Raw genomic sequence first — 16,026 nt, forward strand, 5'->3', positions numbered from 1 at the left:
CATAAATGCACAACGGTTACTTCTGCCCGCGGTACTCCACCGGGGATACGCACATCACGGTTTTAAAACATTTGTTGAAATAGCTTTTATGCTCATACCCGAGTCGGCTCGAAATGTCCTCAATCGTCAGATTGGTCGCGTCCAGCAGCTTGCACGCCTCCTGCATTTTCATCCGGGTCACATACTTAATGAACCCTTCCTTCGTCCCTTGCTTGTAGATTCGGCTGAAATAGCTCGGATTCAAGTGCAAATGCGCGGCTACCAGTTCCGTCGAAATTTTTTCGTTCATATGCTGCTCGACGTAGTTTTGCGCCTTCACGATAATCGAATCCTGCATATGGCCAAGGTCTGCCGGAGCTGTCAGCCGTTCAATATATACAAGCAGCCACTCCTCCAGATGAAAGATCGTTTCCATTCGCAAAATTTTGCTATGCACAACCTCGTCGGAATAGGAGGACATAAAATGCTTTAAGGATCGCAATTTCATTTGCAAATCCAGCACTAGCTTCAGCACCCACTCCTTCACGAGCGCCGGAGGATATTTTTTGCTTGCGATGAAAGCAAGCCACTTGGCAACGACCTCCTGCAGCTCCTCGATGTTGTCATGGATCAGGGACCGCTTCAGCTCTTGCTCCGCCTCGGCGTAATGCTGGAAAATATCATCCTCCGCAAACGGCTCTCGACTGATCGGCCGAATGACCCCTTCTTTCTCGTAAAAATGCCGGTCCATATGCAAGAGCATCTCCGCAGCCCCGCTCCGCAATTGGGCAAGCGGCTGCTTGTCTCCAATAAAGTACGACGTTGACGATTTCAAATGCCGCTTTACGGCTGACTGGACGCCTGCAAGCTGCTCCTTCACCTTATCGAACGCGTTGACGTGAATCGAAGCGGCAGCCGGAAAAAACAGAAACGCGCGATGGCTGTCCAGCGGCATGAACATGCCGACGCCCTGCTCACGCAAATATTCAGACGCAATGTTGTCGAATGCGAATTTGTACGTCTCATCGTCCAGCCGCAGCTGGCGAATCGTCTCCTCGCATCGGTCCACCCGGCATAGCACCGGAATGACCGGCTCCTGTATAAAATGCAGTCCCTGCTGGCCGCATTGCTGCGCCCAGGCGCGATAATCCCAGATCGGCTGATACAGCAGCTCTCGCAGCAGACGCTCTTTAATGACGGAGCGATGGCGTCCTTCAAACCGTTTCAGCCGCTCGTTCTCCTGATCCATCGTCCGCTGGGCCCGCATCTCCTGCACAAGCGCCTCAAGCATCTCGCCGAGCGCCCCGGCGCTCAGCGTCTCCTTGAGCAAATAGTCTTTGACCCCGAGCTGCAGCGCTTGCTTGGCGTACTCGAACTCATTGTGGCAGGAAATGACGATGACCTTCAGGTTCGGCGCCTTCGCCTTCAACGCCTTGACCAGCTCCAGCCCGTTCATTTCCGGCATGCCGATATCGGTAATCAGAATGTCCGGCATCGAAGCGAGCCCCGCCTCCAGCGCCTCCTTGGATTTCTCGTACGTCCCCGTCAAATCGAGCCCCAGCTCGCTCCAATTTACCCGCTTAGCCAAATAATTGAGCACCGGCACATCGTCGTCGACCAGCATCGCCTTAAACATCGTCCATCGCCTCTTCCGCCAAATTCGCAATCGTGATCGTAATTTCGGTCCCCGCGCCGACACGGCTCTTCACTTCGATGCCCGAACGGTCGCCGTATATGATTCGAACGCGTTCAGCGACATTCGTTAAGCCGATGCCGTTCAGCTTATTGCCGTTCTTGCGGACATTCGGCACGATGCCGTCCAGCCGCCGCTTCAGCGCATCCAGCGTCTCTTGATCCATGCCCTCCCCGTCATCCGATACGACGATAATGAGCTGATCCTCCACAATTCGGGATACGATCGTAATCGTTCCGCTGTTCTGCTTGATGCCGTGCTGGCAGGCGTTCTCGATAAGCGGCTGAATAATCAACCGAGGAATTTCCCAGAGCAGCGTCTCCTGCGCAAGCTCGATCAGCAGGTGAATCGGCTGGCTCCGACGGAAGTTGAGCAGCTCCAAATAATGGCGCACAACCTCCACCTCTTCCCGCAGCGTCACGAACGCGTTGTTGCGGTCGATGGTCATCCGCAGCACCGTGCTGAGCGACTCGATAATGTCGGCGTTCTCATCGTCGCCCTTGAGCAGGACGCGCATCCGAATCGAATTGAGAATGTTAAACAGAAAATGCGGATTGATCTGCGCTTGCAGCATGGCGATTTCGGCTTTGCGCTTCAGCTGCTGCTCCAGCTTGATTTTCTGAATCATATCCTTGATCCGGTCCAGCATATGGTCGATCGCACGCCCCAGCGCGCCGATTTCATCCACGCCACGCACGTTGGAGCGAATCTCCAGATTGCCCTCGTTAATTTTCCGGACGATGCTCGATAAGTAATGGATCGGCTTCGTCACTTGGCGAATAAGCAAAATCAACACGACGAGAAAGAACGAGAAAAAGAAGATGAGCACGAGCAACATATTTCGGCTGATGTCGGTAAATTTGCCGATCGTTTCTTTGTATGGCATCAAGCTCGTGAGACTCCAGTTATAGAACGACATATCCATCCGCGTCACCAGATAGTCTTGACGATCGATGCGAACGAGCGACGTTGCGGACGGGTCGGCCTGACCGTCATAGGCTTTCGAAGGCTTGCCGATCTGCGAAACATCCAGATGGGAGACGACGCGTCCTTCCCGGTCGGTCAAAATAATTTGCTGATCGGCGGCTTTCTGCTCCCACACCTTATGAAGACGGCTTTCCTCCATGCTCACGACAACATAAGCGGACGGGCTGGAGGTCGTTAATTTGAGCGCCCGCACCGTTGTAATTAAATAGCGCGATTTGGAGCGGCTGTCCATACTGTTCTCGTGTACGCCGACCCAAGCCCGCGTTGTTGTCAGCGCGCTCCGCACGTCGCGAAACCAAGGCTCGCTCTGCATCGCGATCAATTTATCGCTGCTGACGGGGTAGTTGCTGTAAGCTTTGCCATTCGGCAGCAAAATGCTGATATACAGCTTCTCGCCCGAGAAAGACAGCGTCTCCAGCGTTCGCATGAGACGAATCTGCCGCAAGTACCGGTCATAGGCTTGCGTCTTTTTATCGTCCTGCAGCTCTTCCCGCAGCAAAGTATTCAGCTCGCTGTCGAATTGAATAAAGTTCGCGACGTACATCATGTTGCTGAATATGGTGCGTACGGACTCGTTCACAATGCGAAGAGACTGCCTCGCGTTCTCTTCCGCATTTTTCCGCAGCATGTCTTTCGTTAACAGCTCGGAGGAGGTCATCGTAATCAGCATGGGCACAAGCATGCAGACCAATGCCGCGAGCACCAGCTTTGTTCGAATGGTAGGTTTGATTAGGGGCCGCTTGATGATCATGATACCTCCGCCTTCCGAGCGTGATGTTAGAAAAGAGAAGACCTGAAGGTCTTCTCCTCTGATTTTGGCAAATGGGCTATACAGCCGGCCGAGTTAAGGCTTATTCGCATCGATGATGCTCTGAATCGTTTCTTTGGCTGCCTTCATCGTCGTGTCGATATCCTGCGCGCCCAGCAAATATTTTTCCGCTTCCTTGATGAACGCGGTTTCCAGCTCAGATTGGTACGACGGTACGTTCGGCACGCCCGCTTTGGAATGATTCAAGACGTACATCAGCGATGTTTTATCAATAAGTTCCGGACGCTTCGCAAACTTCATCATATTATCCACCACTTGGTTCATATCGGCTTTCGTCCAGGACGGGAATTGCGAGCCTTGGAACACGATGCCCTCCGTCGTCAGCCAGCGAATGAACGTGAACGCTTCTTTCTTATGCTTCGAGTTCGCCGCGATGCCGTAGTAGTCTGCGCTTGCGCTCGTATAGCCGGAAGGATCATCCTTGCTGTTCTTCGGATACGGCGCGAATACCGTCGTGTGATTGTAAGTAAATTTGTCATTGCCGCCCGCCTCGACGATCATCCAGTTGCCGATCGGAATCATGCTGGCCGTCTGAGCCGAGTAGACGTTGCGGTAATGCATTTTTTGCGATGTGACATCCGCGTACGAGTACGCCGACTTGTCGATGTTCATGGCTTGGTTCAAAATTTCGAGCGACTTCGCGAAGCCCGGGTTGTCCATATTCGAGCTGCCGTCCGCCTTAAGGAAGCCGTTGTCTGTCGGCTGGTTAACGACCGCCTGTTGGAAGAATACCGGCCATGTATGGAAGTAAGCGCCGTAACGCTTCGTCGCGCCTTCACCCTTCGTCAGCTTTTTCGCGTATGCATTAAAATCGTCCCATGTCCAATCTGTCGGAACTGGCAGTCCCGCTTCATCGAGATGGTTTTTGTTCAACAATACCATATATTCGACATACTTTCCTGGAAGCGCATACACATGGCCGTTGAAGGTCGTATCAATCTTATAATCGTCCTTCACCGAGATGTTCTGCTCCTTCAGCAGGTCGTCCATCGAGGCGAGGATGCCCATTGCAGCGTGCTGGTTGTATTTCGGCGTATCCGGGAATACGACGATGTCCAGATTCTCGTCGGAGGAGACGAGCAAGTCCAGCTTCTTGATGCTCTCGGTCGCGTCGCCGTTGTCAACGAGCGGCACATAATTGATTTTGATGCCAGGATGTGTTTTCTCAAACTGCTCGATCGTGCCCTTCAGGTTCTCGTTCTCAAGAATGTGCCAGCTGTGGAAATTGATTGTAACCGGATTTTCCGCAGTTGCTGCACTTTCCGATGCTTTGGCCGGCTCCGTTTTCGTCTCCGTCCCGCCTTTATCGCCGCCATTCGAAGAACAACCCGCGATGACGACAACAAGCGCCACCAACACCGCTAACCATTTTCTCATGTCCATTCCCCTTTTTGTTATGAATTCGGTTGACCCTTCTCAATTCTGCCTGTTTTCCGACCGCGTTATAATCTACTTTTGTTACTAAATCGAAACAAAAATGACTTACCCTTTGACGCCCCCCAAGGCGATGCCTTCAATGACCTGCTTCTGGCCGAACAAGAAAATAATAAGCAGCGGGATGATGGCCGATACGGCGGCTGCCATCGTCAGCGAGTAGAACTGACCGTAGATGTCCGAGAACTTGTTCATGGCGAGCTGCAGCGTATATAAACGGTCCGACCGCAGAAAAATCAATGGATTCTGGTAGTCGTTCCAAGTCCAGATAAACCGCAAAATCGCATAGGTCGCAATTGCAGGCCGCATCAGCGGCAGCGCGACATTCAGAAATATTCTCGCATGCCCGGCACCATCGATTTTGGCAGCCTCCATAAACTCCTTGTTAATGCCGAGGAAAAACTGCCGGAGCATAAACGTGCCCAATACGCTAAAGCTGCCCAGCAAAATCAATCCCAAGTGCGTGTCGAACAGCTTCAGCTCTCTCATCAGCAAAAACTGCGGCACGATAATGCTCTGATAAGGCACCATATAGGTTGCCAGCACGACCAGGAACATGGCTTCGCGTCCGCGGAACTGCACCTTCGTGAAACCGTACGCAGCCATGCAGGACACGAGCACCGACGTAAAGGTCGTCAGTACGGTCACTTTAATCGTATTCCAATAATACAGGTAGAACGGGTACTTGCCCCCCCATACTTCCTTGTAGTTGTCAAAATTAAATCGGCTCGGAATCCATTCGATCGGATAGTTGAACACATCCTGCTCGAATTTGAATGATGTGCTGATCATCCATATAAACGGCAAGAAGAAGAGAATTCCGAAGACTAGCATAACAGCCGTCAGGATGATTTTAGAAATGTTCACGCGTGACTCCTCCTCCTAGTAGTTGACCCATTTGCGTTGGCCGAGCCATTGAATGAGCGTAATCGCGAGCACGCATACGAACAGCACCATCGCAATCGCCGAGGCATAGCCCGTCTTCAAGCTCGTAAACGCCACCTCGTATAAGTAGTAGACCATGACCGAGCTGGAGTTCGCCGGTCCGCCCTTGGTCAGTACAGCGATCAAGTCGAACACTTTAAACGAGTAGACGACGCCAGTCACGAGCAGGAAGAAGGTCGTCGAGGAGATCATCGGCAGCGTAATGCGCTTGAATTGCTGCCAGGACGTCGCGCCGTCAATGCTCGCCGCCTCGTACAAATCCTTCGGAATGTTTTGCAAGCCAGCCATGTAGATGATCATGTTGAAGCCAATCTGAACCCAGATCAGTATCAGCATGACGGACGGCAGCGAGAAATGAATATCGGCCAGCCATTTTGGCGGGTTGTCCACGCCAAGCATCGTAAGAAACTGATTGATTGGGCCGAGCGACGGATGAAACAGCACCTGAAAGACGACGGCCACTCCGACAACGCTCGAAATGTAAGGCATGAAATAAACGATTTTGAACAAATCCTTGAAATACACCTTGCCGTTGATCAGAATCGCAAGCAGCAGAGAAACGGCCATCGCCACCGGAATGGCGAGCATCAGAATAAAATTGTTTTTCATCGACGTTAGAAACGTTTCGTCGGTTGACAGCTTCTGAAAATTACCGAGCCCGACAAACCGAATGTCTCCGACGCCTCTTATAAAGCTCCAGTCCGTGAAGCTGATCAGCACCGAAGCGATAATCGGAATCAAGGTAATAAACAATGTTCCCAGCAGCATCGGGCCGACGAAGATCCATCCCGTCAGATTTTCCCGATAGTTCTGTGTCCGCTTCACCTTCTGCGGTTTTTCGACTACAACACCAGCCTCCACGCTCGCACCTCTTTCTGTTCGTTTTCATCATGATATAATTTTCGGAGCTATGGACGGCATCAACAATTGTTACTCATTCGAAAAATAATTTACTTCATTAAAAAAAGCTTGCCGCCCGGCTCAGGGCAGCAAGCTTGCGTCGATTTGTCGTTAAAATTCGGAGAAGCTCGTAATCGATTTGCCCGGCAGCGTAACCTGCACCGAGCCGCTCGTGACAGTCAAATCCGCCAGCTTCGCCAAGCTTTCCGTCGCGCTCGTGCGTCTGCCTGACAGCTTTGCCATCGTCAGACCGGATAAAGTCGTCGTAATCGCGCTGCTGCTGTTGTTGATGATGACGACCGACGCCCTTCCCGTTGCATTCGTCCCGGCAACGGATATAAGATTGCTGTCGCTTGAGGAGGCCAGCACCCGCGTATCGCCCGGACGCAAGTATCGGCTGAATTGCCCCAAAGCGTAGAGCCGCTTATTGACGGCATACGTATCATTCGGCTGCAGATTGATCAGCCCTTCTCCGGTCGTATTGGACGCCGGATTGACCGCCCACCAATACAGCCAGCCCCGCTCGCCCCGCTTCAAATCGGCAGCGATCATATTCGCCCACTTCAAGCCGTCCGTAATCGTCGGATCGTTCGGATTTTGAAAATCGCATACCTCCGTGCTTAGCGTCGGCTTGCCGAAATGGTTCACATCCGTATAGGCTCCGTAATCGTGCACCGATACGAAGTCCAGCTTGTTTCGCGTAGCCTCGCTCAGGTTCACCATGTAATTGTTCGAGGCGGTTCGGTTCGAGCCCTCCGGCGCACCGACCAGCACTCCTTGATTGAGGCTATGAATGGCGTCCGCCGCTTTGGCCAGCACGGTGTCCATCTCCTGATTCGTATATTGCGCCGATGCATACGGTGTCGCCAAATCCGGCTCGTTCTGGACGCTGACCCATTTGATATTGAAGCCTAACGTATTGCGATAGTAGTCGACGTACGACTTCAAGTAATTCGCGAATTTGTCGTAGTTGCCGGGCAGCAGATGTCCGCCGTTATTCGGCGAGCCGTTGTCCTTCATCCATCCGGGCGGGCTCCACGGAACGGCGTAGAACTGGTTCATGCCGCGGTTTTCAGCCTCCTGCGCGAACCATCGCTGATGTCCGTCGGTATTCCAGTCATAGACGCCGTCCGCAGGCATGAACGTTCGCTGGACTGCGTCCTGAGCCGACGTATACGGGTTAATCTCAAGCCTGACGATCGACAAGCCGGCATTCGTATCGTCGCTTCGGAACAGCTTATCCAAAATTTCGGCCTGCACGCCCGCACTGTAGTTCGTTTTCAGCTCGTTGACCGGGTGATTCGCCGACGCCCCGAAGCCCCATATCGCCTGATAGGTCGTGCTCTTGTAGATCGTTACCGTGCTGGTGGCCGCATGTGCCTTGGGCATAATAGGCGACTGCAGCAGCAGTGCCAGGGCGAGGGGCGCCGCAAGCCACCTCTTTCTCGCAATTCGAGCCTTCATTACTGTTAACCTCCCTATTCCGTTCTTGCCTCTTATATTAAATTGGAATCGTTTACAAGTAACTGTGGCGAAAAGCCGATTTACTGCATGGATCGTATGCAATTGCAGGCGGCTGCGGCGCCTTGATCGAGACTCGAACCGTGTGGACAATTCGTTTGGGAGTATTGGCCGCCGTCCGTCACCGCTTGCCTGCGAACTTTCTCCGATAGACGATCGGATTCATGCCGTGAATCTTCTTGAACACTCTCGAAAAATGAATGCTGTTCTCGTAGCCGACGCGCAGCGCAATCTCGTAGCTCTTCAAGGAGGTAGACAGCAGCAGCTCTCTTGCCGCCCGCATCCGAATATCGATGCAATAAGCCCAAATCGTCATGCCCGTATGCGATTTGAACAGCTTTGCCATATGCCCCCGGCTGACCGCGACACGGGCGGCCAGCTCGTCCAAGGTAACACGGCGCGCGTAATTCGCCTCAATGTACGACTTGATTCCGCTGACGGGGTCATCCTTCGTCTGCATGTAGGCTTGCGCCGCCTCCGCAATCATGCCATTGGCCGCATGCTCCAGCCATTCCACAGCCTGCAGGCGGTAATGCCGCCTCGCATCCTCGCGCTTCAGCGGCTGAGCAGCGGGTTGCGGCGGCTCCGCTGGTGCCCGCGACTGAGGCTGAGGGCGCTGCGGCTTCACGGAAGCAGCGGACGCTGCTGCATCCGTGACCGCGACACCCTGCTTCTTCAGCTCGTTAGCCGCAAAACGCGTCCATGCTTGCGCGAGCTCGCCGAGCGGCTCAAATCGCTCACCCGTCCACGCCTCCAGCATCGCCAGCGTGTCGACGATGATGACGGGCAGCACATGCGCGTGCACCGACGCAACCGCCTCCAGCCATCGCTCCAGCATGCTCCGATGGTGAGACAAATGGGCCAGCATGAGCTGATTAGCTTCATGCCTGCGAGCGACGGCGATTTGCCCGCGTACCTGACGGACAGCTTCCGCCAAATCGCCGAGCGCCACCGGATTGGACAGGCCCCTCACGCCCTGCTGCCCAGTCGGCTGGGAGAGACTATGCACAGCATCCCCGTGTATTAGTGCGATGCCGCACATCTCTGGGTAATAGAGATGGATGTCGTTCAGCAATCGCTGCCATCCCGCAACCGAGGTGCTGATCATACAAATATCCGCATAATGCTGGCGCAGCCACGGCTGGGCTTGTTCACTGTCGGCTATGAAGGCGTCAATCGAAACCCCATCTATTGCCGCCAGCGTCTCCGTTATCCGTATCAAATTCGTTTCATCCCCATCGACAAGCACGATTCGATCGTTCATCGCTTCGGTCTCCCCTAACAAAAGCGCCGTGCCAACGTAAAATCATCGGCACGGCGCTTAGGCTTATATTTAACGATAGACGTAGTTGAATAGGCGATAGACTAGGACAGCAGCTTCCGCCCGCGTCGTCGTGCGCTTCGGCTCGATGCGACTATCGCTGCCTTGCGCCAATCCGGCCTTCACCATTGCCGCAACTGCGCTGGAAGCATACGGCGACACTTGTCCGCGATCGCCGTATGGCGACAGCTCCAGCCCGGATGCTGCAGGCAGACTCCGGCCTGTATGCTTCAAGGCGTTGGCTGCGATGACTAGCATCTCCTGCCTTGTGATCGGCGCGGTCGGGCGGAATTGCCCGTCTCCCCCGCCGCTGACGATGCCGAGCGCATAAGCGGTTGACACCGCATCGTAGTAGTAGGCACGTTCGGACACGTCTTGGAATACGGCGTCATGCGCCCCTTTCGATGCCCCAATGAGACCAAGCGCTTCGATCACAAGCTTCGTGAAGTCGGCGCGGCTGACGTTCGCTTTCGGCTGGAACGCACTCGGCGATACGCCGTTAACGATGCCCCTCGCAGCGAGCGCCTGGATCGCTTGCTTCGCCCAAGCGACCGAGCCTAAATCTTCGAACGCTGCGGCGTAATACGCAACGACGAACCGTCCGAACTGGCTCGTCTCGAACGTCACTTGGCTGGTTGCCGCATCATAGAAACCGCTTGGCACCAGCACAGCGCGGCCGAGCTCGTCGATGCGCCAGACGGAAACCGCTTCAACGTCCTGCTTATCGGTCAGCTGGTACGGAATCCGCACCTGCACAGCTGCGCCCTTATTGCTATATGCTAAAGCTTCTCCGCCGGATATCACCTGCAGCTCCAGCGCAGGACCGGCGGTTCCTTTCACGTTGGCCTGCTGCGGCAGCCCCGCTTCCGCAATGCTGATCGTAACCGAATCTCGCTGCATCGCCGCCGCGTTGTTCGCAAGCATATTTCCCGGAAGCACGAAGCTTCCGATCGGCGTGACCAGCGTGATCCGCTTATCTTTGCCACTGCGGCTTAGAACGTCAGTCGGCAGCTCGAACGCATACCCCTTCACAGCAGCTTCCGCCGGGGCGGGCAGCGCAATCGCGATGGTCCGACCGCCATCCGCATCTTCGCTCGTTTGGGCGAAAGCTTGCGCGATCGTGTCCCTGCCGACAATCACCGCAGCCTTCCCGTTTACCGGCTTAACGCCGGATACGTGAATCGTCGCTTGCCCATCGTCCGACAGCGTAATCGGCCATCCCGCTCCACCGGTCGGAGGCGTTACAGGCGTTGTCGACGCCTTCAGCGTCTTCACAGTCAACGACGGACCGCCGCTCGTCCAGTTGTTCAGAGGATCAGCCGCTTCCACCTTAAAAACGTACTCCATGTTCGGCTGTAGCCCGTCGACAAACCAAGTCGCTGCCGAAGGCGAACCGATCAACTGGCCGTTCATGTACACATTGTACAAGCCAATGCCCAGCGGATCGGAAGCCCCTGTCCACGTTAACGTCATCGACGTCGACGTGATGCCGCTCGCCGTCAGCACGCTGTTGCCATACCAGGACGGAGGTGTCGTATCGACCGGAATCGGAATGTCCGGGTCGTTCGTGCGTAGGCTGCCCGGCGTCCGGTTGCCGATCGCATCTACTGCCTCAACGCGGTAGACGGCCGTACTGTCCGGCGCACCGCTGATCGTATAGCTCGTCTTATCGCCGCTGACCGATGCGATCCAACCACTGGCGCTGTAAATGTCATAGCGGCTGACGCCCGCATTGTCCACCGCCTCGTCCCATTGCAGCAAAGTGCGGTCTGCATCCGGCGACGCCGTCATGCGGGAGCCCGTCGGCCAGACGGGTGCGATGCTGTCATACGCCAATGTTCGCGTCGGCTCGCTTGCCAACGGCGTCGACGTGTTGCCTGCCGCATCGACGGCAACGACCGAGAATGTGTACGTCGTATTCGCTTCGAGCCCTTGGATGTAGTAGCGCGTAGCGGTGCCTCTCAATTCTGCCGCCAGCGAATCGCCGCGATAGATCCGATAAGCGGTTATCCCCGTGTTGTCGGTCGCCGCAGGCCATTGCAGCAGCGCCCCCGTATCGCTCACATGAGAGACGGTTAGCGCGCTATCGGCCGCCCATGCCGGAGCCTCAGCGTCCGGCGCGGCCGTTGTGACATGGAAGTCGATCGCCGCCGACTCATTCCCCGCCTTGTCTAGTGCGGCCAGCTTGAGCGCCGTAACGGCTCCTGCCGAAAGGCCCTGAATCGCGTAGGACGTCACATTCCCCGCAATTGTCGCCGCCAGCTCACTGCCTGCATAAATGCGATATTGAGCGACGCCATAGTTATCCTCGGCAGCCGTCCAATGAAGCGAAGCGCCATCTCGGCTCTCAGCCGTCACGATGACCTCGGCGCCTTGCGGCCATGTCGGAGCTATGGCATCCGCGCCTGGCGTCGTCGCTTGCACCGAAGGGCCGCCCGTGCTTTCCTGCACCGCATCGAACGCCTCTACCCGGAAGTCGTACGAAGAGGACGGCGTCAAACCAGTTGCCGTGAAGGCCGTCCTGTCGGCCCCAACCGTTCCAATGAGCGCACCATCCCGGTAAATGCGGTAGCCATTAATGCCTCGCTGATCGGAAGCGCCTGACCAGCTCAGCTTAACGCTGTCCGGCTGCGCATCCAACGCGGTCAAGCTGCCGCCCGTCCATGCCGGAGCGACGGTATCGATAGCAGGCGCCTCGGTGCTTACGGACAAATAAGGCCATTGCGCCGCATTCGCGGCTTCCTTGGATGGGAAATCGACGTTCTGGTCGCTCCATGCGTCGTCTTGCACCAGGAAGCTGACGTATTGGTCCCCATTTGCTTCCGAAACGACGTAGTCGGTGACCGGGACGCTTTTCCAAAAGCCTTGATTGCGAATGATCGAATTGCCGAGCTTCGTGCCCTGCGCCGGTTTATTCGCCCAGTTGATGGACGTCTCCGTCCATTGATCTCCTGTAGCGTACACATCCATGGCAATGTCCATGTTCGCCGTTTGGACGGCTGACACGTACATATTGAGCGACGCCTCATAAATATTGCCCGTTACGGCGGATAGCGGGAATTTCATGTACACCCTTCTGTTGTTGCCCGTGTTTTTGTTCTGCTCGCTGCCGGACACGCCCGCCGCGTTCTTATAGCGAAGATAATTCAAGTTGTTCGTCGTGCCCGCCCCGCCGAATACGGCAGGCGCTTGCGCGAAGGCATCGTCGCTCGGATACACCTTATGCGTTTCCCGCACAAGGCCCTGCGATGTCCGCACGGTCAAAGCGGGCCCGTCAGAGGAAGCGTTGCCGCTCGCGTCCACCGCCTCGATGCGGAACGTATAGGCGTGGTCGGCCGCCAAATTTGCAACAGCGTACGAAGAAGCGTCAGCAGCAGCCGTGCCAAGCAGCGCGCCGTCCTGATAAATGCGGTACTGGGCAACGCCCGTGTTGTCTTGCGCCGCAGACCAATTCAACGTGACGCCGCGATCCGTCAGCGCAGCATACTGCAAGCGTCTCGTATCCGGCCACGTTGGCGCTTCGGCATCACTACCCGTCAATGTCGTGGCTGCTACGCTCGGGCCGCTGTCTGACCAGTTGTTTCCGGCGTCGCCCGCCTCGACCCGGAACGTATAAGACGTATTAGGTTTCAGTCCTTCGACGCGGAACCTTGTCGTATCCGCAGGCAGCGTCACGATCTCTTCATTTCCCTCAAACAGCCGGTAGGCCGTGACGCCGCGGGCGTCCTGCGCGGATGTCCAAGCGAGCGTCAGCCCGTCCGGGGATAGCTCGGATGCCGTTAAAGCAGGCGCGTTCCACGTTGGGCTTGCCGTATCGCTTGCCCCTAACGTCCGGAATGCGGCAAGCGGCCCGCCCACGGAAATATTGCCGCTCTGATCCTTCACCTCGACACGAACCGTATACGGCGCATATGCCGTTAATCCCGTCAGCTTATAGCTGAGCTCGTTCGTTTCCCCGGCGTATTTGCCATTCACATAGAGTCGGTAGCTTGCTGCCGCTACGTTATCAACAGCGCGCGGCCACGTAATCGTCGCTTCATGCTGTCCTAGCTCGGTTACCGTCAAATACGAGCCTTTCTTCCAGCCCGGCTTCGTATCGTCGTCTCCGGCAGCCGTATTGGCGCGAATCGGCTGGCTCGCTGCCGATGGATTGCCATCGGCGTCAACTGCCACAATTGTGAACGTGTAAGCTTGACCTTTCGTCAGGTTCGTTACGTCGTATGCGGTCACATCGGAAGGAACCTGCTTCGCCAAGCTGCCGTTTTGATAAATAAGGTAATGATCGACTCCCTTGTTATCGTAGGCTTCCGGCCATGCCAGCGATACGGAAGTGGGCGATGCTTCCGATGCCGCAAAGGCACTGCCATACGGCCATACCGGAGCGGTGATGTCCGCGCCCGCACTCGGGATAGGGAGCGGCACGAACGGCTTGAGCTCGTTGTTCGCCTGCTCGCCGAGCGTAATGGTAACTTTGTTCGCTTCCCCTTTCGCCAGCGATGCATGCAGCGTCTGCACCTCTCCGCCATAGCTCGCCGTCACGTCATATTCGCCATAGAAGCCGCGCGTCTTATACGCGCCGTTCGCATCAGTAGCGCCCTGCACATCCGTCCACCACTCATCATAGATGAGCCTGCGCCATTCTTCGCCTGACGGCTTCAGCGTCCAATCGGCTCGGAACAGCGGCGCGTTATTTTGCCAGTGCGCACCATCCCAGAAGCCCCACATCATAAAGGATTGCACGTTCGGGTGGCTGAACGCAGCAATCAGAATGTCCCGCGTAAACTGCGCTTGAATGTCCTCGCGCGGCGAGTTCATGTCAAATTCGGTAATGGCGATTTCATTCGCATATTGGGTGAAATGCGTAAGCTGGTCGTAAAATTTCATCGGGCTCACCGGCGTGCTGCCGAAATGCGCTTGAATGCCAACGCCGTCCAGCGGCGCGCCTTGATCCTTCATCGCCTGAAGGAAATTGGAAAACTTCCCGATGACAGGCGCGTCCAGCCCCAGAATTTGCGTCTCGTTAATGTAAAGCTTGGCGTTCGGTTCGGCCTCCTTGGCAAATTTCAGCCAATCGGCAGCGATCGCATCGCCGTAAACGCCGCGAATCATGGAATTGGCAGTCGGTTCATTAATGACGTCCCAATCGAAGAGACGCCCTTTGAAGTAGCCCGCCACTTCGTCCATATGATCCCGAATGCGTTTGTTCAACGCTTCTTTATCGCCGACCATTCCGGGAATATCGCCCGGCACGCGGGTCTGTCCATCCCAAATGAGCGTATGCCCGCGCACGTCGAAGCCGTTCTCGCCCAGCCAATTGTACAGCCGAACCGCGCGCGCCTTATCACTCTCCCACCACGGCCATTTCTGCTCGTTCTCCATGACAACCGCGTTGAAATTTTCCTTCAGCTTGTTTCGGTACATTTCCGCATCCGCGCCTGTTCCGAAAATCATGCTGCTGTTCACCGCGGTACCGAAATGAAAATCGTGCTTGGTCATCGCAACATGCACATCAGCGCCTTGAACCGGCTTGCCGTCCTTGTCCAGCACGACAACCTCAAGGTCGCCCTTGCGGTACTGCTCGATACGCTGATCGGCTTCCGCGCGCCATGGCGCGTCCGGCTCCATCCCCTCATAATAAACCGGCGTGCTCGGCAAATCGTCGATCGTTACCGCCTTCTTGTAATTGACCGCCTGCAAACCAGCGACCTCAATAATCTGCGGCTTATAGCCGAATCGCAGCGTCACCTGCGACTGATCCGCCTCCATCAATAGCGCTGCCTTGATCGGCACGAAAAACTGCTTCCACTGCGGTGGAACCGACATCGTTTCCTTAATCGATTTTTCCCACGTGCCTTCGCGCTCCATGACGAGCGTCACTTTGCCCTCCGCCGTCTCATGCGTCGAGCTGATCGTCCGTGCATAGAAGCTCGCGAGAATGACGTCGTCCTTCTCAATCGCCGCATGAATTGGCATTGCGAGCTGCAGCAAATAGTCCGCAGACGGCTCCGCCGTTGTCGTCAGTCGCAGCGCCTCCGTGAACGGCTCGCCCTGCACGGCGGACTTTCCGATGCTGCCATATGCAGGAGCCTCCGGATTCAAAATGCCCTCATCGATATTCGCCTGCGACAAAATGACTTCACCGGGCGGAAGCTGGTCGACCGTCATCGCTTGCGCTTGCAACGCGTACAACGGCTGCAGCGCCAGAAGCGCCGTCAGCAGGAAAGCGAGAAACGTTTTATATTTTCTGAACATATTGCTCATCCTCTCGTTCGATATAAGATGCCATGGTAATCGTCAATATTGCCGTTAACCGTTCGGTTGCTGACGCTGGTCACCTCCTTGCCTTGTCGCAACCAGAAATTGTAAGCGCATTCAATTTTCGTTTTAAAAGGAACAGACCGCTTAGGGCCTGTCCGT

The 16,026-nt window shown here is 55.6% G+C and carries 8 protein-coding genes; all 8 read right to left on the reverse strand.

Going from position 1 to position 16,026, the window contains the following annotated elements; translation table 11 throughout:
• Nucleotides 1-16: 16 nt before the first annotated feature.
• Nucleotides 17-1,615 (reverse strand): response regulator transcription factor, encoded by a 1,599-nt coding sequence (locus tag PAECUDRAFT_RS14655; protein WP_006038888.1) that lies wholly within the window; start codon nt 1,613-1,615, stop codon nt 17-19.
• Nucleotides 1,608-3,410 carry a cache domain-containing sensor histidine kinase gene (locus PAECUDRAFT_RS14660; RefSeq protein ID WP_006038889.1) on the reverse strand — a complete coding sequence of 601 codons (1,803 nt, stop codon included), beginning with the start codon at nt 3,408-3,410 and terminating at the stop codon, nt 1,608-1,610. Before PAECUDRAFT_RS14660 ends, PAECUDRAFT_RS14655 begins: the two co-directional genes overlap by 8 nt.
• Before the next feature lie 93 nt (nt 3,411-3,503).
• Nucleotides 3,504-4,865 carry an extracellular solute-binding protein gene (locus PAECUDRAFT_RS14665; RefSeq protein ID WP_006038890.1) on the reverse strand — a complete coding sequence of 454 codons (1,362 nt, stop codon included), beginning with the start codon at nt 4,863-4,865 and terminating at the stop codon, nt 3,504-3,506.
• 105 nt (nt 4,866-4,970) lie between these two features.
• Nucleotides 4,971-5,756, reverse strand: coding sequence for a carbohydrate ABC transporter permease (locus PAECUDRAFT_RS14670; RefSeq protein ID WP_050794365.1), 786 nt, complete (start codon nt 5,754-5,756; stop codon nt 4,971-4,973).
• 48 nt (nt 5,757-5,804) lie between these two features.
• The gene (locus tag PAECUDRAFT_RS14675; protein ID WP_006038892.1) at nt 5,805-6,728 is read right to left on the reverse strand and encodes a carbohydrate ABC transporter permease; all 924 of its coding nucleotides are present in this window, start codon (nt 6,726-6,728) and stop codon (nt 5,805-5,807) included.
• 150 nt (nt 6,729-6,878) lie between these two features.
• Nucleotides 6,879-8,231: a glycoside hydrolase gene (locus PAECUDRAFT_RS14680; protein ID WP_006038893.1), complete on the reverse strand. Its 1,353-nt coding sequence runs from the start codon at nt 8,229-8,231 to the stop codon at nt 6,879-6,881.
• Between the two features lie 178 nt (nt 8,232-8,409).
• Nucleotides 8,410-9,552 (reverse strand): response regulator transcription factor, encoded by a 1,143-nt coding sequence (locus PAECUDRAFT_RS24765; RefSeq protein WP_006038894.1) that lies wholly within the window; start codon nt 9,550-9,552, stop codon nt 8,410-8,412.
• A 69-nt stretch (nt 9,553-9,621) separates the two neighbouring features.
• Nucleotides 9,622-15,861 carry a fibronectin type III domain-containing protein gene (locus tag PAECUDRAFT_RS14690; RefSeq protein WP_006038895.1) on the reverse strand — a complete coding sequence of 2,080 codons (6,240 nt, stop codon included), beginning with the start codon at nt 15,859-15,861 and terminating at the stop codon, nt 9,622-9,624.
• Nucleotides 15,862-16,026 lie beyond the last annotated feature (165 nt).

The organism is Paenibacillus curdlanolyticus YK9 (assembly GCF_000179615.1).
Taxonomy (GTDB): Bacteria; Bacillota; Bacilli; order Paenibacillales; family Paenibacillaceae; genus Paenibacillus_T; species Paenibacillus_T curdlanolyticus.

What these genes read in the sequence shown, in the direction of transcription:
- PAECUDRAFT_RS14680 (WP_006038893.1), bottom strand. Translation starts at nt 8,231, where the DNA reads ATGAAGGCTCGAATTGCGAGAAAGAGGTGGCTTGCGGCGCCCCTCGCC.
- PAECUDRAFT_RS14670 (WP_050794365.1), bottom strand. Translation starts at nt 5,756, where the DNA reads ATGCTAGTCTTCGGAATTCTCTTCTTCTTGCCGTTTATATGGATGATC.
- PAECUDRAFT_RS14690 (WP_006038895.1), bottom strand. Translation starts at nt 15,861, where the DNA reads ATGTTCAGAAAATATAAAACGTTTCTCGCTTTCCTGCTGACGGCGCTT.
- PAECUDRAFT_RS14660 (WP_006038889.1), bottom strand. Translation starts at nt 3,410, where the DNA reads ATGATCATCAAGCGGCCCCTAATCAAACCTACCATTCGAACAAAGCTG.
- PAECUDRAFT_RS14665 (WP_006038890.1), bottom strand. Translation starts at nt 4,865, where the DNA reads ATGAGAAAATGGTTAGCGGTGTTGGTGGCGCTTGTTGTCGTCATCGCG.
- PAECUDRAFT_RS24765 (WP_006038894.1), bottom strand. Translation starts at nt 9,552, where the DNA reads ATGAACGATCGAATCGTGCTTGTCGATGGGGATGAAACGAATTTGATA.
- PAECUDRAFT_RS14655 (WP_006038888.1), bottom strand. Translation starts at nt 1,615, where the DNA reads ATGTTTAAGGCGATGCTGGTCGACGACGATGTGCCGGTGCTCAATTAT.